Origin of the sequence: Roseibium porphyridii (assembly GCF_026191725.2) — a bacterium.
In the GTDB taxonomy this organism is placed as follows: domain Bacteria; phylum Pseudomonadota; class Alphaproteobacteria; order Rhizobiales; family Stappiaceae; genus Roseibium; species Roseibium porphyridii.
Window position 1 is genome coordinate 2,741,401 of sequence record NZ_CP120863.1, and the last position, 22,281, is coordinate 2,763,681.

General features: G+C 54.5%; 20 protein-coding genes. 10 read left to right on the forward strand and 10 right to left on the reverse strand.

All coding sequences use genetic code 11. The features are described from left to right. Window positions 1-118 precede the first annotated feature (118 nt). The 6 genes from K1718_RS12775 to K1718_RS12800 form a co-directional block, all read right to left on the reverse strand. Window positions 119-856, reverse strand: a complete 738-nt coding sequence (locus tag K1718_RS12775; RefSeq protein WP_265682404.1) for a hypothetical protein — start codon at window positions 854-856, stop codon at window positions 119-121. 104 nt (window positions 857-960) lie between these two features. Further along, window positions 961-1,926, reverse strand: coding sequence for a transglutaminase-like cysteine peptidase (locus tag K1718_RS12780; RefSeq protein ID WP_265682401.1), 966 nt, complete (start codon window positions 1,924-1,926; stop codon window positions 961-963). A 30-nt stretch (window positions 1,927-1,956) separates the two neighbouring features. Next, complete coding sequence (locus tag K1718_RS12785; RefSeq protein ID WP_152501280.1) at window positions 1,957-3,270, reverse strand: HlyD family type I secretion periplasmic adaptor subunit; 1,314 nt, start codon at window positions 3,268-3,270, stop codon at window positions 1,957-1,959. Next, on the reverse strand, window positions 3,270-5,516 hold the full coding sequence (locus tag K1718_RS12790; protein ID WP_209006926.1) for a type I secretion system permease/ATPase: 2,247 nt from the start codon (window positions 5,514-5,516) through the stop codon (window positions 3,270-3,272). The genes K1718_RS12785 and K1718_RS12790 overlap by 1 nt, the downstream gene beginning before the upstream one ends. Before the next feature lie 104 nt (window positions 5,517-5,620). Continuing rightward, window positions 5,621-6,988 (reverse strand): TolC family outer membrane protein, encoded by a 1,368-nt coding sequence (locus K1718_RS12795; RefSeq protein ID WP_265682399.1) that lies wholly within the window; start codon window positions 6,986-6,988, stop codon window positions 5,621-5,623. Between the two features lie 337 nt (window positions 6,989-7,325). Next, window positions 7,326-8,216 (reverse strand): LysR family transcriptional regulator, encoded by an 891-nt coding sequence (locus K1718_RS12800; protein WP_265682396.1) that lies wholly within the window; start codon window positions 8,214-8,216, stop codon window positions 7,326-7,328. A 116-nt stretch (window positions 8,217-8,332) separates the two neighbouring features. On the opposite strand from K1718_RS12800, the gene K1718_RS12805 reads away from it, so the two are divergent. From K1718_RS12805 to K1718_RS12850, 10 genes are all read left to right on the forward strand, one after another. After that, a complete protein-coding gene (locus tag K1718_RS12805) occupies window positions 8,333-9,487 on the forward strand; it encodes an ABC transporter ATP-binding protein (protein WP_265682395.1) in 1,155 nt (384 codons plus the stop codon). Beyond that, a complete protein-coding gene (locus K1718_RS12810) occupies window positions 9,487-10,407 on the forward strand; it encodes a carbohydrate ABC transporter permease (RefSeq protein WP_265682392.1) in 921 nt (306 codons plus the stop codon). The genes K1718_RS12805 and K1718_RS12810 overlap by 1 nt, the downstream gene beginning before the upstream one ends. Beyond that, window positions 10,404-11,339 (forward strand): carbohydrate ABC transporter permease, encoded by a 936-nt coding sequence (locus tag K1718_RS12815; protein ID WP_265682391.1) that lies wholly within the window; start codon window positions 10,404-10,406, stop codon window positions 11,337-11,339. Before K1718_RS12810 ends, K1718_RS12815 begins: the two co-directional genes overlap by 4 nt. A 132-nt stretch (window positions 11,340-11,471) precedes the next feature. Further along, entirely contained in the window at window positions 11,472-12,737 is a 1,266-nt protein-coding gene (locus K1718_RS12820; RefSeq protein ID WP_265682389.1) for an extracellular solute-binding protein, read from the forward strand. A gap of 69 nt (window positions 12,738-12,806) precedes the next feature. Further along, the gene (locus tag K1718_RS12825) at window positions 12,807-13,631 is read left to right on the forward strand and encodes a phosphodiesterase (RefSeq protein ID WP_265682387.1); all 825 of its coding nucleotides are present in this window, start codon (window positions 12,807-12,809) and stop codon (window positions 13,629-13,631) included. 192 nt (window positions 13,632-13,823) lie between these two features. Then, complete coding sequence (locus K1718_RS12830; RefSeq protein WP_152501288.1) at window positions 13,824-14,999, forward strand: alpha-D-ribose 1-methylphosphonate 5-triphosphate diphosphatase; 1,176 nt, start codon at window positions 13,824-13,826, stop codon at window positions 14,997-14,999. A 127-nt stretch (window positions 15,000-15,126) separates the two neighbouring features. Beyond that, entirely contained in the window at window positions 15,127-15,795 is a 669-nt protein-coding gene (locus K1718_RS12835) for a GntR family transcriptional regulator (protein ID WP_265682384.1), read from the forward strand. A gap of 25 nt (window positions 15,796-15,820) precedes the next feature. Further along, the gene (locus K1718_RS12840) at window positions 15,821-16,831 is read left to right on the forward strand and encodes an ABC transporter substrate-binding protein (RefSeq protein ID WP_152501290.1); all 1,011 of its coding nucleotides are present in this window, start codon (window positions 15,821-15,823) and stop codon (window positions 16,829-16,831) included. A 63-nt stretch (window positions 16,832-16,894) separates the two neighbouring features. Then, on the forward strand, window positions 16,895-17,662 hold the full coding sequence (locus K1718_RS12845; RefSeq protein ID WP_152501291.1) for an ABC transporter ATP-binding protein: 768 nt from the start codon (window positions 16,895-16,897) through the stop codon (window positions 17,660-17,662). Then, entirely contained in the window at window positions 17,655-18,485 is an 831-nt protein-coding gene (locus K1718_RS12850; RefSeq protein WP_265682381.1) for an ABC transporter permease, read from the forward strand. Before K1718_RS12845 ends, K1718_RS12850 begins: the two co-directional genes overlap by 8 nt. 18 nt (window positions 18,486-18,503) lie before the next feature. Here K1718_RS12850 and phnE (K1718_RS12855) read toward each other — a convergent pair whose 3' ends face one another. From phnE (K1718_RS12855) to phnC, 4 genes are all read right to left on the reverse strand, one after another. After that, window positions 18,504-19,364, reverse strand: coding sequence for a phosphonate ABC transporter, permease protein PhnE (phnE, locus tag K1718_RS12855; protein ID WP_265682379.1), 861 nt, complete (start codon window positions 19,362-19,364; stop codon window positions 18,504-18,506). A gap of 2 nt (window positions 19,365-19,366) precedes the next feature. Then, window positions 19,367-20,281, reverse strand: coding sequence for a phosphonate ABC transporter, permease protein PhnE (phnE, locus tag K1718_RS12860; protein WP_265682378.1), 915 nt, complete (start codon window positions 20,279-20,281; stop codon window positions 19,367-19,369). A 60-nt stretch (window positions 20,282-20,341) separates the two neighbouring features. Continuing rightward, a complete protein-coding gene (gene phnD / locus K1718_RS12865; RefSeq protein WP_152501295.1) occupies window positions 20,342-21,253 on the reverse strand; it encodes a phosphonate ABC transporter substrate-binding protein in 912 nt (303 codons plus the stop codon). Between the two features lie 92 nt (window positions 21,254-21,345). Next, window positions 21,346-22,167 (reverse strand): phosphonate ABC transporter ATP-binding protein, encoded by an 822-nt coding sequence (phnC, locus tag K1718_RS12870; protein WP_265682375.1) that lies wholly within the window; start codon window positions 22,165-22,167, stop codon window positions 21,346-21,348. Window positions 22,168-22,281: the final 114 nt, after the last annotated feature.

The window sequence follows — 22,281 nt, forward strand, 5'->3', positions numbered from 1 at the left end:
GAAAAAAGGCGGGCCATTTGGTCCGCCTTTTTGTTTCCTAAGAATCACCAATAATCTGCGTTCGCGCACACGAAAACGCATCGGGCGTTTCAAAGAGATTTCGTTGTGTGGAGCTTTTTTAGGCGGACGTGCCGGTCTGGTTTTTTCGAAGAAGTGCTGCGCCGAAAAGACCGAGCATGGCGGTGGCGAGGCCTGCAACAATTGCAAAGATGCGTGTTGCGTTTGGCGCGCCGAGATTGTTCGCAAGGCCATCGGTTTCAGACGGCGTGCTGGCTGTGACGTCGGTACCGATTGTGCTGTCCGGCAGCAGGATGTTCAGGGTATTTTCCGGAAGGTAGCCGGCGATCCGGCCGATTGTTGTTTCCGGGTCGTCAAATCCGGGGACAGCGGCTTCAAGTTTGGGTGTTGCCGCAATCTCCGAACCGGCAGCAAAGCTTTCAGAAACAAGCAGTTCGTCGCCGTCAGAGGACTCCAGGGTAATTCGACCGAAGCCTGTCTCTTTACCGGCGGCATCCAGAACGGTTTGAAGATAGTCCTTCAATTCCCGGGCATCCAGGCTGTCCGGCTGTTCTTTTGCAATCTCGAGATATTCAGAAAGCAGCGGCAAAGACGCCAGTTCTTCCAGCCGGAGGCGAGGGGCTGCGAGCCTTGCTTCGCTGAGCGCCTCCAGTAAATGGCTGCGTTCGGCCTGAAGAGTGGTTATTTGCCGGGAAACCTGTTTTTCCTGAGAAGCGGCCAGGTAAACGCCACTGCCGGCAATCAGCGCACCAACAAGGCAGCCGCCAATGCCTAGGCATAGGGCGGACGAAAGCTTGGACGGCTTTCGAATCGCGGTGCTTTTGATTTGGTCTACCATAAATTGGCTATATCACGCTCTCCCCGGGTTTGGGGAGAGTAAATCGCTTGAGCCAGCAGGGTTTCCCATGGATCCGGCAGCTCTACGCCGACCGAAGAAGGATCCTATTTGTTTGCCGATTTCAGTCTTGCCGCAAGGCGGACAGGCTTACCGGCCTTCGGATTGTGTGACCATTCACCGGCAGCATTGACCGAGTAGAGCGCTTGATAATGCGGGAGATCACGTTCAAAGCGCACACGCGAGAACCGGTTGTCGAGAATGAGCCATTTGCCCTCATGCTTGACTGACAGAACAGCATGATATTGTCGTGCAGCCGTATCGCGCAGAACGACGACGCGCATGTCTTCGTCCTTTACGCCGAGGTCTCGCAGCAGGGCGTATTTCAGGATTGCGTAATCCTCGCAATCGCCCGCACGTTTGTTCAGACTTTCAACTGGGCTGGCCCAGTATTCGCCTGCCTTCCACAGCCTGTGGTCCTCGCGATAGGCAAGGAGCCGATTGACCATGTAGTTCACCTTCGGGATCTGCAGGCCGCGGCGCTTGGATTTCACCTGATCCAGGATGGCGGTATAGGTGCGAAAACTGTGACGGCTGCTGGCAGTTCCTTTTTGATCGGCGTTCAGCTCACCCAGGGCGCGCTGCCAACGTTTGCTAACAGGACTGAGCGCAACTGACTTTCCAAGAGACCCGAACAAGCGCGTCGGTTTCAAGACCGTGCGTTTAAGGGGTTTTTGGACTGTCACAGCCGAAGTCTTTACAGCCGGTGCTGAAACCTGCGGCTTGGCGAGAGGGCCAATTCGCACTTTCTGCAACTCGACCGGCTTTGCCGTCGGTGTTGTTGAAATCGGTGAGAAATGCAATGCGGCGGGTTTTGCCGATGCACGTGCCGTATCAAGCAGGGATGCTTGAAGAATGACCTGAACATCGTCAACGCCCGGCAGTGTCTCTTCCGCTTTCGCGGCAGAACCAGCCGTTTGCAGAGCAATTGCGCATATGAGCGCTTGCCAGGTTTTGGGCACAACTTTCCTGTTCGCTGCCGGCACTGCCGACGCGGTTGCACTCTGTTCCATCTGCCGATCGCCTCGTTATATGTCGAGACGTCAGCGCTCCCTGAGTGCTTCGTCCCGTACCTTTTTGATCGGCTTTAAGATGTAATCCAGAACCGTTTTCTCACCGGTTAATATATCTATGGATGCCACCATTCCTGGTATTATTGGTAAAGGATCAGTATCTGAACCAAGATAATTTTTATCTGTTCTAATCATAACCCGGAAGAAGCGATTACCTTCTTCATCTTCCGTGGTATCTGCACTGATACGTTCCAGGAATCCCTCAAGTCCGCCATAAACTGAGAAATCGTAAGCGGTAATCTTGACCTGAGCCTTTTGGCCAGGATGTAAAAATGCAACGTCTTTCGGGCGGATCTGCGCTTCAATTAAAAGCGTGTCTTCTAGGGGAACAATTTCCACCAGATCTGCAGCCGGTTGCACGACTGCACCTATTGTCGTGATGTTCAGCTTGTTCACAATGCCTTTGACAGGGGAGACAAGTTCCGTCCGGCGCACGCGATCGGCCGCGCCTTTCATGCTTTCGTTGATCACCGCGAGCTCACCACGCGCCTCAGCCAGCTGCTGGCGCGCCTCCGATACGAAGGTCGAGGTCGCGTTGCGTGAGCGCTCCTTGGCTTCTTCCTTGGCGGCAAGGGCGCGCTGCACGGATGCCTTGGTGACGGCGAGTTCGCCTTCGCTCTCCTTCAATTGCCGCTGAAGGCGCAGGAACTCAATTTCGGGAAGCACCTTGCGCTCAAAAAGCCGTTGGTTGATTTCAACTTCCCGCTTGAGGATCTCGATCACGGAATCCAGCTTGGTTTCCGTTGCCAACAGTTCCTGATATTCCTGCTCTTTCTGCGAAGCCTGATTGCGCAAAACGCTCAGTTCGTTGTCCAGGCTTATCTTCTTGTCGCGGTAGACGTTCTCTTCTTCCTCAATCAGTTCCGGAACCGCCTTGGTCAGGAGTTCAGGGAACTCCAGCGGAAGCTGGTCCGCTTCTGAGTCAAGTCTGGCAATGCGCGCCATCAGGGCCCATCGGCGTTGTCTGATTTCGCCAAGTTGAGAGGAGAATGTCGTATCGTCTATTTCAATCAGCGCCTGCCCCTGTTCAACGATGTCGCCTTCACGGACAAATATCTTCTCCACGATGCCGGTGTCCGGCGCCTGCACGACCTGGATCTGTCTGGAGGGGATGACACGGCCATCGCCTCTTGTGACCTCTTCAATCGAGGCGAAATAGGCCCAGAGAAGCGCGACCACGAAAAGCACCAGACCGATGCGAATGACATTGGTCGTATATCTTGGTGGACGTGTCTGGATGATGTCCCGAATATCGTTTGCGTAGTTCCAATCGCCGGAGGCCATTATACTGTCCCCCGCGTGTTCTGATTGTTCACGGCTCCCAGCTCCTGAAGTTTCTTCAAGACATCCTGGCGGGGCCCATCCAGCGCTAGCTTGCCGTAGTCAAGCGTAATCAGACGATCCGTCAGTTCGACAAGGCTCATGCGGTGCGTGCTGATGATCACGGTTGTGTCGGCGCTTTTGTTCTCGTTGAGACGTGCGATCAACCGGCGCTCCGATGCGAGATCCAGATGACTGGAGGGTTCATCCAGAAACAATACCCGTGGTTTGCGCAAAAGAATTCTCGCCAATGCGACGGCCTGTTTTTGCCCGCCGGACAAGAACCTGCCGCCTTCACCGACCTGGAGGTCATAGCCGAGCGGGTTCTGCGCAACAAATTCTTCAACGCCGGCGGTTCTGGCGGCCTGGATCAGCGCATCGTCATCGGCAAAGGGGTCTCCTGCGCTGATGTTCTCGCGGACTGTGCCGCTGAAAAGCACATTGTCCTGCGAGAGGAAGCCGACATTGGACCTCAGATCCGCGGGATCGAACTGCCGGGTATCGGTGCCGTCTATCAGTACCGCACCGTTGGAGGGATAATAGAGCCCGGAAGTGAGGCGCCCGATCGTGCTCTTTCCGGAGCCGACCCGACCGATCAATCCGACGGTTTCACCCGGTGCAATTTTGAAAGAGATGTTTTTCAGGCTGTCGTCTTCTGCTTCCGGATAGCGGAAGCTGACGCCTTTGAATTCAACTGAACCTGAGGCGATGCGTTTGTTGATATAGGTTCTGCCGGGCTTGCGTTCCGTCTCGGTCTGCATGATTTCGTTCAGGATCTTGAACGAATGCATGGTCTGTCTCAGACGGGTCAAGGTATTGGCGACATTGGCGAGCGGCGCCAGAACACGGCCCGAAAGCATCATGGCTGCGATCAGAGCACCCATTGTGATGTCGCCGCTGGAAATGAGATAGACGCCCCAGACAATGATACCGATTGACACGGACGCTTGCACAAGACCCGTACCGGACTGCGCAATCAGGGCCCAGAAACGGCCTGTCATGATGGCGGCGCTGCTGGCAGCGACGGATCGCTCCCACTTGGTCTGCATACGGCCTTCGGCATTGAGAGCCCGCACCGTATCAAGGTTCGCAATGCTTTCCACCAGGATTGAATGTCTTATTGCGCTCTCGTTGTGGGATTTCTCAATTGCACCTGACAAAGGAGCCTGCACCAAAAGGCTGATGCCCAGAACGATGGGAATTGCGATCAGAGGAACGATCGCGATTGGACCGACAAGCAAGAACAGCACCGCAACAAAGATGCCGATGAAGAACACATCTATGATCGACACCAGCGAGGAAGACGTGATGAATTCCCTGACAGTTTCGAATTCACGAATGTGGTTTGCGAATTGACCTGAGCTGACGGGTCTTTTTTCAAAATCAATGGCAAGCGCGTGGGCGAAGACTTTGCTTGCCAATTCATTGTCGGCCTGTTTGCCGGCGACATTGATGATCTGTCCCCGTGCGACCTTCAAAATGAAGTCGAATATGAGGGTGAGAATAACGCCGATGGCCAACGCCCAAAGCGTCGGGATTGCAAAATTCGGAACGACGCGGTCATAGACGTTCATTGTGAAGAGCGGTGAGGCGAGAGCAAGGAGATTGATGAGCAGTGCCGCAAGAGCGACATGAGCATAGTCACGCCAGTAGGACGAAATCGTGCTCCAGAACCAATGTCCCTGTCCACCAAGCGCGCGTTCGCTTACACCGGTTTTATCGACAGACGGCTGAACGAAAATTGCGTACCCGCTGTAGTCGTTCAAAAAATCATCCAGTGACCGGCGCAGGGTTCCTGTTGCGTATTCAGCAGATGCAAGCTCAACGGTGCCGCGTTCAAAATCGACGGCCGTCAGGACCAGCATTTCTGAGTGTTTGGTTGCCACAATGCAGGGCAGGGCGGCCAGCGGAATAGCGTCCAGATCTTTTTTGTCGGGCAAGATCTTGAGGCCGCAATTCGCAGCGGCTCGGCTTAAAATGCCAATTGAAAGAGTGTCTTGCGTTTTTGGCAGCCCGTTCCAGATCACAGAATCTGTGACATGATAACCGTGGACGCGCGCAATATACTTCAGGGCCTCGGCAAGCTGGTCTGGCTTTTTCGGAGACTGTGAGACCGCTTCCGGGGTCTTCTGGTCGGTGTCTTGCTGCAGCATATCGGGCACTGGCTCGTTGGCTTTGTCACCGCATATGTCGTTAGTATCGCCTGACATTCAAGCAGGCGATAGCTCGCTGACAGCGAGTTGACGCAAACGCGGTGCACTTAGATGCATTGTTGTTCGCCGGGACCCGGCAAACAAAATCTGCCCGACAAGTGTTAGAATTTACGTAATGGCTCGATGCCAAAGTTGGCATTCTGCGGGAAAATCGACCTGTTGTCGCGCTGACCATCGATTGCTTCCGGAGGAGGCGACACACTCAAATAGGCCAAGAGGTCACCCGTCGTGGCACGCAGCTGATACGTCGAGAAAGCGTAGATCGCGCGGGCGGAAATCAACTCGATTTCACTGTTGAAGAGTGCGTTCTCAGCGTTCAGGACATCAAGCAGAGTCCTTTGGCCGATATCGTATTCCTGGCGATACCCTTCAACCACCTGACGGTTGGCTGCAAGCTGTTCGCGCAAGGCCTTAATGCGTTCCGTGGTTGTGCTTACAGAGGCGTAGGAGCGTTCTATGCCTTCTTTGAGCTCCCGGCGGACACGATCCACCCGGATCTGGGTTTCAGTAAGACGTTCACCGTATTCATTGGTCAGAGCAGCGTCACGGCCGCCGTTGAAGATGTTCCAGGAGAAAACAACCTTACCGGAGTATTCGTTGTTGCGCCCCTCAATCCCGCCAATGTCATCGCCTACGGTCGCTTGACCGCGAAGAGAGATTTCGGGAAGGAAATTGCCCTTGGTGGACTCGTATTCGTATTTGGCCGCATCCGCGTCGGCAATCGCTGCACGAACAGTGGGGTGCGTCTGAACTGCGCTGTCAACCAGCCGGGTTACGGAACCGGGTGGCAGGCTCGCCGGCTTGACCGGTGCAAGAGAGGCAGGTTTCTTGCCAACGACGCGTTCATATTTGGCGACGGTATCGAGCAGAGACTTGCGAACTTCACTGACGATCACTTCAGCTGCTGCAACACGTTCTCTTGCCTGCGAGAGATCGGCAGCGCCAGTTTCCCCACCTTCAAAGCGTTGCTGAACATCGGAGTAGATGCGGCGATGTTTTGCAACATTCATGCGAGCCTTTGAAAGGATCGCGGTGTGGCGCAGAACGTCTACGTAAGATTCTACAGCATCAAGAGCGGTTGCTTCTGAGCGCTCCATGACGCGCAGGGCTGCTCCATCGACGCGTGCGCTTTGGCGGTAGACTTCATTTACAGAGGTCAGTCCGTCAAAAATCAGCTGCTCGACTGTTACCGTGAACTCTTTGGAAAATCGCCACTCGTCGTTTTCATTCGCGGTGAATGAATTGGGGCGGTCCAGTCTTTCCGGTCCAAGTTCGGCAGAAACGCCGACTGTCGGCAAGAACGCTCCCTGCGATCTGCGGTATTCGAAATTTCGAGCACGTCTGTTCGCCGCGCTCTCAAGCACGTCAGGGCTGGTCGAAACCGCCTCCTGAACGACTTGCCGGAGGTCGGCAGCGAACGAAAAATCTACCAAGCACCCACTCATCAAGAGTGCCGGAATAATACGCATTGCCCACGACGCCACTAAATTAAAGATGTCAGCACATTATTATACGTTGCATACATTCCAAAGGACTGTTGCAACCCTGCCAATACTAATAGTTGCCAGTGTTGCCAATGTGCAACGAAATTGTGCTTAACTGCCATTTTAACGCCAAAATTAACGCTGGGTTAACTATAATTTCGACGCCTCTTCCCATGAGGCGGTCACTGCGTACTCAAAACTGAGCCGTAATTTTTCGCAAAACGAAGCTCCAGAGTCTCGAATCAGGAGACCCCGCAGAGCAGTTTGGATGCCGTACTTTAGGGAAAGTGTCGGGTGGTTTCTTTCGGTCTGGCGTGGACCGTCAGATCATGTTGCTGGCTCGTACTTCGATCGCGGCGTCGAGGAAGCTTTGAATGAGTCTGAGCTCACGCTTGTCTGCCGGAATGGCAAGACAGTCGCGGTATTCTTCCGGCATCTCTTCTACCGGAACGGCGACAATATTCTCGGAAGGATAAAGGCTTTTCTCCAAAAGCAGCCCGATGCCGAGTCCATGAAGGATCGCCTCCTTCACCATTGGAAAGGTTGTCGTGCGCAATATCCTGGGAAACTCCAGGCCATGGTCGCGCAGTTTTGAGCGGGTGATCTTCTGCGTGAGGGAGCCGTCTTCGGGCAAAACCAAAGTCTCGCGCTGAAGATCAGCGAGCGAGATTTTTTGGCGACCGGCCAAAGGATGGTCTTTCTGTATGTGGGCCATATATCTGGAACGCCGTAATTCGTGGGTTACAATAGACTGGCCTTCGTCAGGCTCTGTAACGATGGCGATGTCGACTTGCCGTTCACCCAGCAGAGTCATGGCCGTCGTCCAGTTGTAGAGCGTGAAATCGATCTGAACTTTGGGATGGAGCCTTCCATATTGGGCAATGATAGGCATTGCGGGGCGCGGAGCGTTGGCGATCAGGCGGATGTGTCCGTCGGTGAGGGCGCTGTAGTCGCTTATCTTCTCACTGACGAGCTGCTCCATGGTCGCAAGGCGGTCCGACACCGCAAAGAGCTCTCTTCCGGCCCTTGTGAGTTCAAGTCCGCTTCTGCGGCGTATGAAAAGCTGCGTTCCCATAAGCATTTCCAACTTGGAAATATGTTGGGTGACTGACGATTGCGTGACACCGAGTGCCTCTGCCGCATTGGAGATGCTTCGCTCGCGGGCAGCGAAGGTAAAGGCCTTGATCTGATAAGGGCTTGGCGAGGCTGTCATGACAGTTCCGTAAAGATGACTTTGCCAAACCGTAACCCGCATTAGCGACGCTAATATTACGTCACAGACACTTCAATCGGCCTCACTAGTGTCCCCTTGGAAACGGGAGCACTTAAATGACGGCGATCTCCTTATCGGCGATTGAGAAAAGCTTTGGCGACACGAAGGTCCTCGAAGGTATCAATCTTGACATTGCGGACGGCGAGTTTCTGACGCTTGTCGGCCCGTCCGGCTGCGGCAAGTCCACGCTTCTTCGCATCATTGCCGGGCTCGAAGCCCCGACAACCGGGATCGTGAAAATTGGCGGAAAGCCGGTCAATGGCATTCGACCCGCCAACCGGAACCTGGCGATGGTCTTCCAGTCCTATGCACTCTACCCGCATCTGACGGTGGCGCAGAACATGATGACGCCGCTCAAGTTGCGGGATCTTTCGGCGTTGAAACGTATGCCTGTTGTTGGGCCCTTGATCGCCCGCAGATCATATGGGGCGATCCTGGAACAGGTGCGGGAAACTGCAAAGGTTCTGAAGATCGATCATTTGCTCGACAGAAAGCCGGGACAACTTTCCGGAGGTCAGCGCCAGCGGGCGGCACTCGGCCGGGCAATGGTGCGCAAACCGGCCGCGTTCCTGATGGACGAGCCTCTTTCAAACCTCGATGCTGCGTTGCGCATTCACATGCGCTCTGAGCTTGCCGAATTGCATCGATCTCTCAGAACCACCTTTGTCTATGTCACTCACGACCAGGCCGAAGCATTGACCATGTCGGACCGGATGGCGGTGATGATGGACGGCAAGATCCTGCAGCTCGGAGCGCCGGACGAGATCTACAACAATCCGCAGGACATTCGCGTCGCCGAGTTTGTCGGGGCGCCAAAAATCAATCTCCTGCCGGGCACTCTGGATGATGCCGGTCACGCCCGTTGCGGAGATATGGTTCTTGCAAGGGGGGCCGAGAACGGTGTGGTCGGCTCGGTGACAATAGGCCTGAGGCCAGAGCATCTGTCAGTTTGCAAGAGGGGAGACGCAGAATCCCTGAGCGGCAGAGTGGTTCACCGCGAAAATCTTGGCGCGGACATTTACCTCCACATGTCCGTGCTTGATGGGGCTTCCCGTCTGGTGGCCAGGGTTCAACCGAACGAAGGCAACGCCATTTCCATCGGCGACGAACTGCATGTCAGACGATTGGACGGTTGTGCAATGGTTTTTGGCAAAAACGGAAAACGCCTCGACCTGGCGGCAACCACCTCACACGTGGCGGAGGTTGCGTGATGCAAACCAGCAAGGCGCATTTTTGGTTTGTCGGACCGGCCTTGTTCTTGATGGTCGTCATTCTGCTGTTACCCATTCTGGTGGCCGGTGCCTTGAGTTTTACCAGCTACAGTCTGGGCAATCCCGGTGTGGACTTCGTCGGGTTGGAAAACTACGAGAAGATTTTCACTCGCTCCACCTACGAAAAGATGTTCGGGGCCACTTTTCGCTACGTCTTTGTTGTGGTGCCCTTGTCAGTCGGTTTGGGGTTGGGCGCGGCATTGCTCATCAACTCAGTCGGGCGCTTTGGCGACTTCTACAAGACTGTTTATTTTCTGCCGGTAATGGCAGCACTGATTGCCATGGCAATTGTCTGGGAATTCGCATTCCATCCGACGATTGGCATAGTCAATGCCACGCTTGAGCGCGGATGCGGATCTTTGCTTGAAGCCTGGAGCTGGTTCGCGCGCGGCTGCGAGCGTGGTTTTCCGTTGTGGCTCACAGATCGGGATTACGCCATCTGGACGGTTGCATTTATCGGCGTCTGGCAGGGCTTCGGCTTCAACATGGTGCTTTACCTTGCCGGCCTGACCTCGGTTCCACGCGAGCTTTATCATGCGGCGGAAATGGATGGCGCGCGATCGGCCTGGGACAGGTTTCGCCTGGTGACCTGGCCGATGCTGGGGCCGACAACGGTATTTGTCGTCACGATATCCTTCATCCGTTCGTTCCAGGTGTTTGACACTGTCGAGGCGTTTTACCCGCAGGGCGGGGGACCATCGAAATCCGTCTACGTGATGATGTTCGCAATCTATGAAAAGGCCATCCAGCAAAACCTGATGGGTATTGGGGCAGCGATCACCGTCGTGTTTCTGGCATTTGTCATGTTTTTGACGGTACTCCAGCGTTGGCTCGTGGAAAGAAGGGTGCACTACACATGAGCGAGACAGCACACGCGGCAAATTCGGCTTTCAGTGCGCCAACTAACCGTTTGTCTTCCGGTGAAGCATTGAAACACGCGGTCTTGATCCTGGGCAGCCTGATCGTTTTGCTGCCTTTCTACGTGATGGTGAGTTACAGCCTCAAAAGTCCTGCCGAGATCATGCAAAATACCGGCGGTTTTTTCGGGTCGCAGGATCTCTTCCGCGATGACTATTGCATCAAGCTTGGCAACGCCGTTGCCGACTGCATGGTGACGCCGATCATCTACAATTACACGACCGCTTTCGAGAAGGCCCCACTTCTCCGGTATCTCTTCAACGGGATTGTCGTCACCGCATCAATCTTCTTTATTCAGGTTCTGGTTGCGCTGCCCTGTGCCTATGCGCTTGCGAAACTGCGTTTTTGGGGGCGGGAAGCAGTTTTCGGACTGGTGCTTTTCTGCCTTCTTATCCCGGTTCATGCCATCGCTTTGCCGCTATACATCATGTTGGCAAAGCTGGGACTAACCAATTCCTATGCGGCACTGATCATTCCGTGGACCATCTCGGTCTTTGGCATCTTCCTGATGCGCCAGTTCTTCATGACCGTTCCCGATGACTTGATTGACGCAGCGCGCATGGACGGAATGAGTGAATTTTCCATCATCTGGAACGTGATGCTGCCTACAGCTGTCCCTGCGCTCCTGGCCTTCGCGATTTTCTCGGTGGTGGCGCATTGGAACGACTATTTCTGGCCGCGCATCGTCATTACCGGGGATCGCAGTCTGTTCACGCCACCGCTCGGTCTGCGCGAGTTTAAAGGTGACGCCGACGGCGACAATTTCGGGCCGATGATGGCGACTGCCACAATCATCGTCACGCCGTTGATCATGGCTTTCCTGATTGCTCAGCGCCGCTTCATCGAAGGCATCACTTTGAGCGGGATGAAGTAGGAAACAGTCACTTGAATACCAGGCGGGGCCACCGCGGAGCAGCGGCCCCGTTACCAGATCCCTTGAGGGATAAACCGGGTGCGGACAGTTTGGCGACCAAGCCGCACCCGTGGCAACACCACGGAGAATTTCATGAAAAAGTGTCTCACTGCAATTGCTTTTGTGCTGGCCGCAAGTTCGGCGCAGGCTCAAGACGAAAAAATCACGATCGAATTTGCGTATCCCTATTCGCATCTGTTCGACGTGACATACGAAAAGATCCTTCCGCTTTTCAACGAGAAGTATCCCAATATTGAAGTCAAAATTCGCGCTTCCTACGAGTCTTATGAAGACGGCACCAATACGATCCTGCGTGAAGCCGTTGCAAACACGTTGCCGGACGTCACGATGCAGGGTCTAAACCGACAGGCAATCCTCGTTGAAAAAGGGATCGCCAAGTCACTGGAGCCTTTCATCGAGGCCGAGGAAGACTTTGCCAAGGACGGTTATCACGACGCGATGCTCAAGCTCGGTACCTTTGACGGCAACGTGCATGGTCTGCCGTTTTCGGTCTCGCTGCCGGTCGGCTACTACAACATGGATGTGATGGCCAAGGCAGGGATCACATCCGCTGAGCAGCTGCCCAAGACCTGGGAGGAAGTTGTCGCGACTTGCGGCAAGCTGCGAGAAGCCGGTGTTAAAAATCCAATGTTTTGGGGTTGGAACATCACCGGCAACTGGTTTCTGCAGGCGTTGATGTGGTCGCAGGACAAACCGACCATAGACAACGGTGAATTTCAGATTGCATCGGATGAGGGCTTGCAATCGCTCGAAACAATAAAGTCCCTTTTCCGTGGCTGCGACATGCAGAACATCGAATGGAAAGCAGCGCTTGCCTCTTTTTCGGCCGGTGAAATCGGAATGATGTACTGGTCTACGTCGGCATTGGGTGCCGTGGAAAGATCCAAAGGTGACTTTGAGCTGAAGACCAACGAGTTTCCTGGATTTGAGGCCACCGGCCCGAAGGGTCTGCCAGCAGGCGGGAATGCGGCCATGCTCGTGTCCACCAGCACCGATCCCAATGAGCTGCAGGCGGCCTGGAAGTGGTTGAAGTTCATCACATCCGGTCAGGGCGCTGCTGAAGTGGCTCGTACCACCGGCTATATGCCGCCCAACAAGGCCGCCAACGAAGTGATCCTTGCGGATTTCTACAAGGAAAATCCGAACAAGGAGACCGCAGTACGCCAACTGCCGTTGCTGCGCGATTGGCAGGCCTATCCGGGCGACAACGGTCTGGCGATTACGCAGGTGATCTATGACGGTCTTGAAGGTGTCGTGACGGGCGAATTCGACGACATGAGTGAGTTGCAGGAAGTAATGGCTGAAGAGGTCAAGGATCTGCTGCCTGAAGGCAACTAAGCATCGCTTCATGGAAACGCCGCCCGAAGCCGGGCGGCGTTTTTTGTCATTTAATCAATGGAGAACGCAGTGAAACTCATTCAGCTCACTGACATTCATTTGACCACACCTGGAAACACGATCGGTGGCCGGGACCCCAATGAAAATTTTAGAAAGGCGCTTGATCACGCGCTCACCCAGCACCTGGACGCCGATGCGCTTATCATAACGGGGGATCTTTCAGACTGGGGAGACCGCACAGATTATGTCCGGCTCAAAGAGACGCTGTCATGTGTTTCAGTCCCGGTGCAACTATGTATCGGAAATCATGATGAGAGAGATGTGTTTCTGTCCGTGTTTCCTGAACGGGTCGACGAGCACGGGTTTGTCCAGTCTGTCTTCGACCTGCCGCTCGGAACCGGAATTGTGCTCGATACCTGGGGGCCGGGCTCGCATGCGGGCTATTACTGCGAAACGCGGCGCGACTGGCTGGACGGGCAACTAAAAGCAGCTTCCGGACCGGTCTTTCTGTTCATGCATCATAATCCGGTTCCAATCGGCATTGCGCCAATGGACAAGATAATGTTGCAGGATCACGAGGCCTTTGCAGCACTGGTCAAAAAGCATCGCGACAAGGTCAGGCATATTTTTCACGGCCATTGCCATTTGCCGCTGTCAGGATCTCTGTGCGGCGTCCCATTCAGCGCTCCGCGAGGGACCAATCATGCCGGCTGGCCTGACTTCGCTAACCAGGGAAATCTGAGCGCATCTGACTTACCCGAGAGCTACGCTGTTGTTCTGGTCGACGAGATCAGCGTTATGGTCCACATGATTGAATACGGTTACCAAGGCGCGGTCCGGCGTGAAGGTTCGCCCGATTATGCAGATTGGAACCGACTGACGATGGTACGCTGACAAATCTTCGGCACTGTTGTTGCAGCCTTCTGTTTCATTTCCCCAATTGTCATGTTCGTGTCTGAAGGCTGTCACAATTCCAACGGGGAACAGGAGTAGAAGGCTGTTTCGTTTTTTCAAAAAGGCTTTTGATTCCTGCCTGTTCATTGAAGAACCAGTCTTTTTCACCGGGACGCACCCAGAGGAGGTCTCATGACATTCGCCGATAAACGCATTCCGTCGGGGAGCGAGATCGTTGTCCTGAAAAACGCCAGGCTGGTGCTTGGTGATGAGGTTGTCTTAGGTCACGTTTCGTTGTCGGGAGGCGCTATCGTTTCTGTTGATACTGGCGCAATCCCTCAGGCTGGCGAAGATCTTGGCGGCGACTACCTTGTGCCGGGTCTCGTGGACATCCACACAGACCACTTTGAGAAGCATGTCTTTCCGCGTGCGCATGTGCGCTGGGACCCATTCAGGGCCGCAATGGCGCATGATGCTCAAATCATCGGCAGCGGTATCACCACCGTATTTGACAGTCTGTGCGTTGGAGCGACTATCAAGAACCCGGAACGGCGTGAAATCCTGGCACCGATGATTGACGCACTGGAAAAGGCACAAAGTGCTGGAATGCTGAGGGCTGAGCATCTGGTACATCTTCGCTGTGAGATTACCGACGCTGAAACCACCCGTCTAACCGAAGAAAATATCGGCAAGAACATTGTTCGAATGGTTTCGGTGATGGAACACCTTCCGGGGCGCCGCCAAAGCAAGAACATCGACGGTTACATCAAGCGCCGAATGGCAGACACTGGCGAGCCGCGTCATGAGGCGGAACGCGTTACTCAGGAGCTCTTGAACTTTTCAGACGAGATCAGCGCGAAAGTCCGCCCGGAAGTCGTTGCCTTGGCACATGCGCACAAGCTGCCTTTGCTTAGTCACGACGACACCGAACTTGAACATATTGACGAAGCGATCAACGAAGGGATCTCGATTTCCGAGTTTCCCTGCACGCTGGACGCTGCGCGCAAGGCAAGAAAACATGGCATGCATGTTGTTGGAGGTGCGCCGAATGTCATTCGAGGCGGGTCTCAATCTGGGAATGTCGCCGTCAGCGATCTCATGGCTGAAAACCTCGTTGATATTCTGGCATCGGATTATGTGCCGCGCTCGCTTCTGGACTGTGCATTCATGATGGCACGAACCGAGGCCTTTGGAGTTGATCTGCCGTCCGCGATACGCCTGGTCACAAAGACGCCAGCTCAAGTCGCCGGGTTGCCTGATCGGGGCGAGATTTCTCAAGGAAAGCGGGCAGATCTTCTTCATGTTGGGTTGCATGACGGCCACCCTTTTGTAAAGCGCGCCTGGCTTTGTGGGCGGCGTGTGCATTAAGACCAGCTGCACGAAGGATCTGGTTTGAGAACTGAGTTTGGTAGGTGCGCCGGCAGGCGGCTTCGTCATTGACAAAATAATCGATGAAACACATAAATATCCAATATTTTCAAAATCAGGACATAAAATGCTTTTCGGCGATCGGGGAGGCACGGATGAGACAATTGTCGCCATGTTATCTTCGGCGATCCGGAGAGATATTTCCTTCGGTGTCCTGCGACCTGATGAAAAGCTGAAAATCGAAGCGCTGAGACAGCGCTACGGCGGCTCAAACCATTCGATGCGCGAGACCTTGAGGATCCTGACCGCAGAAGGAATGGTCGAGGCAACCAATCAGCGCGGATTTCGGGTGACTTCGGCAACGGAAGACGATCTAAAAGACATATTGCTCATGCGGATTGAGACCGAGCGGCTTGGATTGAAGCGGTCTCTGCAAAGCGACAGTGTTGCCTGGGAGTCGCAAGTGGTAGCTGCATTCCACGGTTTGCACCGGGCCGATGTTGCTGTTCAGGAAACACCTAACGATGCGATCGCTCTGGATTGGGACGAAGCCTCCAGAGCTTTGTCCGCTGCGCTTCTTTCGGCTTGCGGGTCCCGCCGCCTGATTGAAACCGCCAACAAGTTTTACAACCAGTCGCGGCGATATCTGCTCGCTTTATTGCGGGAGGGACAAATAGACTTTGCCGCACGCGAAAAACGTCACCAGATACTGCGTGAGGCTATTCTTGCCCGTAACGATGAATTGGCACTGACAACGTTGGAAGAAGATATCCGTGCAGCACTCAAAACGACTTAAGAATGACACCAGGGAGGAAACAAAAATGACCAAATTCAATCGCCGCCAAACACTTGGGCTGATCGGCGCGGCAACGGCTGCTGGACTATCCGCACCCGCGTTGGCGTCAAACAGGAAGATCAAGGTTGGCGCTTTGCGCTTCACCTCTCACTCCGGCAGCTTTATCGCCTTTGAGCGCGGTTATTTTGCCGACGCTGGGCTGGACGTGGAATTTCAATTCTTCCAGGCAGCGCAGCCAATGGCTGTCGCAATTGCCTCGGGCGATGTCGACTATGCGGTCACCGCGATCTCCGGCGGCTTGATCAGTCTCGCCGACAAGGGAGCGATCAAGGTGATCGGCGGGGCACTTAGTGAAGAAAAGGGCATCGACGGACAGAAATTCCTGATCTCCGATGCGGCTTATCAGGCCGGAACCAAGAGCCTGAAGGACCTCGACGGCAAGAAATATGCAGTTACACAGGCGGGCTCATCATTCCACTATATGGGTGCGAAAATGGCCGAGAAGGAAGGCATTTCGCTCTCCTTTACACCGTTGCAAAAAGTTGGTGCGATCATCGGAGCCATGAAATCCGGTCAGGTTGATGGCTGGTCAATCGTACCTCATATCGCCAAACCTCTGGCAAAGGCCGGTGCCTGGCATATTGTTGGCGACGTCTCTGATTATCTGCCTGACTACCAGGTCACGACCGTCTTTACGTCCGCGGATAACGCCGCAAATGAAAAAGCACTGACGAAAGACTTCCTTTCTGGCTTTTCGAGAGGTGTCGACGACTATGCCGCAGCCATGATCGACGGTACGGCAAGCCAGGACGAGATGATCGATCTGATCCACAAATACGTCTACACGGACCGTCCGCGGGAAAAGGCTGCTCCCTCCATCATCAATGGAACGATGCGATTGAACAAAGGGGCCGCTTTGAATCTCGCTTCGGTACAAGATCAGCTCAGCTGGTTCCAGTCAGAGGGCCTTGTCGACAAGGACATCACGATCGACCAACTCGTGGACACTTCCTACGTCGAAACCATTGGCGGCTAATGGGCCATTTCGTTCGTCGTAGCGAAGAAATCCCTATAGCCAAGGTTTTGATACGGGCAGTTCATGGATATACGCCTTGAAGGCATAAGCCATCACTATGATGACTTTGAAGTTCTGCGGGATGTCACTCTCGACATTCCCGCAGGGCAAATCGTTTGTATTGTCGGTCCGTCCGGTTGCGGAAAGTCGACCTTGCTTCGTTTCATCGGCGGACTGGAGAGGCCTCGTTCCGGCAGAGTTGTTCAGCTTGGACAGGCCCCTGAAGGGTGCCTGAATCCGTTGACATACATCTTTCAGGACTTCGCACTGTTGCCCTGGCGCTCCGTTGCCGGGAACGTTTCGCTTGTTCTGGAGGACCATGGAATTCGAGGCACGGCGGCACGCGAGATCATTGAGGATGTCCTGGCGCGAACAAAACTGACTGATTTTGCCAAGGCATTGCCCAAGCAGCTTTCAGGGGGCATGAAGCAACGTGTTGCTATTGCACGTGCACTTGCCGTCAATCCAGCGGTGATGCTGATGGATGAGCCGCTTTCCGCGTTGGACAGTCAAACGCGGGAGCTCCTAATGGACGATCTTGTTGACCTTTGGTCGCGACAGCCGTTCACCGCCGTTTATGTAACGCATAATCTCGCCGAGGCAGTCCGTCTTGGGCACAAGGTTGTCGTTCTCTCCAGGCGGCCGGGGCAAATTCAGGAAATCGTTGAAATCGAAAAGCCTTTGCCGGCACGGGAGTTCGGTGACCCGGAGCTCGATGAACCGCAAAGGTATCTCTGGCGTCTAATGCGTGAAGAAGCGCGGGCCGCGGATGCGGAGCTGATGGATGTCTGAGATCCAATTGACCGAAACCAAAGGGTCTAGCAGTGCCGAAAAACGGCCTGTGGCCTTTCGAGGGGGCGGCTTTGCTCCAAAAAACCGTCGCTGGATCGGTGCGTTGGTTTTTGTTTTTCTGATCGCAATTGCCGAATGGGGCACAAGAACAGGCTGGATTTCCGCGCTGACGTTGCCGCGGCCATCGGACGTTCTGGAAACCTTTGGTGAGCTCTATTCCAGCGGCTTGCTGTTCAAACATCTTTTGCCGTCCTTAAGCCGCCTGGTGATCGGCGCGGCATTCGGCGTCTTGCTGGGCATTTGTATCGGTGTTCTGATCGGGTTGTTTTCGGTCATGCGATCCAGCCTCGTGCCACTGGTTGCCGCATTGTTTCCAATCCCGAAAATCGCCCTTTTGCCGCTCTTTGTCATCTGGTTCGGAATAGGAGAAGGGTCCAAATACGCCTTGATTGCGTTCGGGACGTTCACGCCGACCGTCGTGGCGACCTATGGTGCCGTCGACAATGTTGATCGCACCCTTATTCGCATGGGGCAGAGTTTCGGGCTGTCCTGGCTGTCGATCGTTCGCAAGATCGTCTTGCCCGGAGCGATGCCCGGTATTTTGTCCGGTCTCAGGATCAGTCTTGCAATTGCAATCATATTGTTGGTTGCCGCTGAAATGTTGGGTGCTGAATACGGCATTGGTGCTTACATCCTGGAGGCCGGATCGCTTTACGATCTTGAGCGTCTTTTTGTCGGTGTCGTCATTCTTTCACTGCTTGGCGTCATCGTCAGTGCAGGGATTGGCATTTTGGAAAGACGGTTGCTCGGTTGGCGCGTGTAGGGGCGAGACCGAGCAGGTTCAGGATCTTGTTCGGTCATCCTTCCCGATGATGTGTTTGCGCAGGAAGCCTGAAAATCCGTCGATCAGGTAAACCATGAAAACGATCAGGAAGATGATGGTCCAGGCCTCGGGCCAACGATAGGCGCTGATCCTGTCTGCCAACAGGAACCCAATACCGCCGGCACCGACAATGCCGAGGATCGTTCCTGACCGGGTGTTGGATTCAAAATTATAGAGAATTATCGACAAGATGACGGGGAGGGCTTGGGGCAATACCGCGAAGCGAACCGTCTGAAGCTTACCAGCGCCGGAGGCTTTCACCCCATCGACGGGCTTTTTCGATGTGTTTTCAATGGCCTCAGCAAAGAGTTTTGAGAACGTCCCGATCTCCGAGACGGCAATCGCCAAAATGCCGGCCAGCGGACCGAGGCCGAAGGCGCGGATGAACACAAGAGCCAGGATCAATTGTTCAACTGCTCTGAGCGCGTCAAAGCCGCGCCGTATGCCAAGACGGAACCAGGACACCGGCATGATGTTCCTGGCTCCCAGAAACGCAAGTGGAAATGCGATGATGGCTCCAAGCAATGTGCCCATGAAGGCCATTGCAACAGTCTCACCAAGACCCTTGAGGATCTCCTGCCATTCGGTCCAGCTCTGCCAGACGTGAGGGGGGAACATGAAGGAAGCCACACTTCCGAAACGGGTTGCGCCTTCCACCAACCGCATGGGCGAGAAATCGAACGCCCACAGGCACCAGCCTGTCAGCAAGACAAAGGCGGATGTACCCAAGATGCGCAAGAGTTTGGTTCGGCGAGGCGATACGAAGGCATCAGGTACCAAAGACCTGGCTCTTCGCAGACCAGAAGATGTGTCGCTCACGATCAAACCCCTTTTCCGGTCAGGCCGATGATCCGGTGACGGATCTTTTCGCTCAACATGTCGATGACGATCACTGTTGTAAAAATGATGAGAAACAATGCCGAGAGATCGGTGTATTCCTGAAGCGACATGGCAACCCGTATCTCCTGACCCAGACCGCCCGCTCCGACAAATCCGATGATTGAGGAGGAGCGCACATTGATCTCAAAACGCAGCAGCGTGTAGCTGATGATGTTCGGAATGACCTGGGGAACGATGCCGTAGCGGACCTGGTCGAACCAGGACCCTCCAGAGGCTTTAATGCCTTCAACTGCTCGCATGTCTGCGTTTTCGTTGGCTTCGGAATAAAGCTTGCCGAGCGCACCTGTTGCGTGAAGGCCGATCGCCAGAACACCGGCAAGTGGGCCGACGCCGAAGCAGAAAACGAAAATCAGTGCCCAGACCAGATCAGGAACTGTGCGGACGATCTCCAAGTAACGGCGGGTGATGTTAAGAATGATCCTGTTTGGTGCAAGATTGCGACTTGCCGGAAAACTGAGCAGGAACGCACCCACGACGCCAAGAAGCGTCGCCATATAGGCGATCAGCACGGTTTCAATCAGCAATTGGAGCCAAACTTTCCAGCGCCAGAACCAATTGCCCACATCGCCCCACAGGGTTTCCCAATGCAGCACAGGCAGCGTTTTGTAGAGATATTCACCGAGACGCGGTAGTCCGGCCCAGATTTTCCACATCGACACTCTGTCGCCGTTGGCAAGTGTGACATCCGTCATGTCAAAGAAACCGCCCGTCCAGGCAGTTACGACGAAACAGAGTGCGAAAAGCACTGTCGATATCGTGTTCAGGCGTCGGGCCGACTTGCGTGCGGCGGCGTAATCAAGCTCGAACCGCTGAATGGCTGGTGATGCTGTGGTCATGACGAAGTGGTCCGGTTTGTCGGGTGGAGGGGTGCCATGACACCCCTCCAATCGTGACGATCAGCCGCCGCGACGCTGTTTCTTCAGCCAGTCGCGCATATCGACAATCCACTGGTAGCGATCGTGATCGACCTCAATCCAGCCTTCCTGGGTAGAGTCTTCTCCACCGGTCATCTCAATGAAAGCCAGAGTGTCATTTTCCGGAATGTCCATGACCGCCTTGCGCATGTCGGCGATCAGGCCTTGGGGCAGATTGGCGCGCGCAGCCAGTGGGCCGGAAGTGATTTCCGGAGATTTCCAAATGGTACAAATCGAGCCATCTTCAATCATACCCTTGGTGACCATACGCTGTGGAATGCCATTGGTTTCGTTGGTGATGTAGGTGGCGGCTGCATCATACTGTTTGTTGTAGACGCCCAGGACCCCAGTTTCATGCGCACCGGAAAATGGGATGGCACCAAAATAGGTTTTCGGGTCAAAGCCTTGCTTTGCCAGATTGAAGTAGGGAACGGCGTAGCCAGATGTGGAATCCGGGTCGGCAAAGGCCAGGGTTTTGCCTTTCAGGTCTTCCAGCGTTTCAATGCCGCTGTCGCAGCGAACCGCGACCACTGAGTAGTAGCCTGTGGAGCCATCTTTCTGAAGCCGGGAGACCAGCGGAACAACACCGCTATCGGTTTCGGTATAGGCTGCCGCATACGAGGACGAGCCAAAAAAAGCGAATTCGATCTGGTCAGCGGCAATAGCCTGGATCACCCCGTCGTAGGACCCTGCGGTGAAGATTTCGACTTCCACGCCGAGCTCGTTTTCAAGATACTTCTCGAACGGGGTGTAGCGCGCGATCCTGTCTTTTTCATTTTCGCCGGACAGAATGCCGAACTTGATGGTCTTGTACTGATCTTTCCAGCTTTCCGACATTGCCGGGGAGGCTGCGAGGACGACAGCAGAAACTGCTGCAGCGAAGATGGCCTTCATCGTAGTGGCTCCTTTGATGCCGGGATTTCCGGCGGTTGACACGGCATTTGCCGTTTCGAGTTTGCGAAAGCGATGCTTCGCCTCCGCGGATTTCAGGTTCCGACGGCTTTGATTTTCTGGTGATGTGAGCCGGAAGAAATCGACGTCGAAGTCACGGCTTCGTTGAAGTCAGCGGCAAGTTCGCCGGTACCGTAAATTTCTCTGACTTTTTCACTGGTCAATGCTTCCGGAGCGCCGTCAAACCGCACTTGTCCAGCTCGCATTGCGATAATGCGGTCGCAATAGGCGCGCGCCGTGTCGAGTGTGTGCAGATTGACCAGAACAGTAAGACCATCGGCCCGATTGATTTCCCGAAGCGCATCCATGACACGTGTCGCATTCGCCGGATCGAGCGAGGCAATGGGCTCATCTGCGAGCATGATGCGCGGGTTCTGAACAAGAGCCTTGGCAATCGCAACTCTTTGCTGCTGTCCGCCAGACAATGTCCCTGCGCGCTGCAGGGCTTGAGGCACTAAATCCAGCCGGTCCAGTGCTTCTATGGCACGAACACGGTCTTCTTCGGTAAATGAGCGCGTCATCGAACGCAGGAAGCCAGTGCGGGCTATCCGGCCCACCATGACATTGGTCAGGACATCCATACGCTCGATGAGATTGAATTGCTGGAAAATCATTGCACAGGATGCTCTCCAGAGCCGGAGCTCCCGGCCACGCAAGGCCGTGACATTCTGACTTTCGTAGACAATTGCCCCCTGGCTTGGATCGGTCAGCCGATTGATCATCCGCAGCAGCGTGGATTTACCAGCGCCTGAACGACCAATAACGCCGACCATCTGGCCCTTGGGAATAACGAGAGACACCGCATCGACCGCGGTCATGTCCCCAAACTGTTTGGAAAGCTGTTCAACCAGTAACATTGACCCCTCCGGAAAACGGAGTGCCAACTAGCAATAAATCTAGCGATTTAGATGTCTAAACGGTAATAGTTTTATGAAAAATCAAATATGTATCTCAGATTTTGTTTCCCGGTT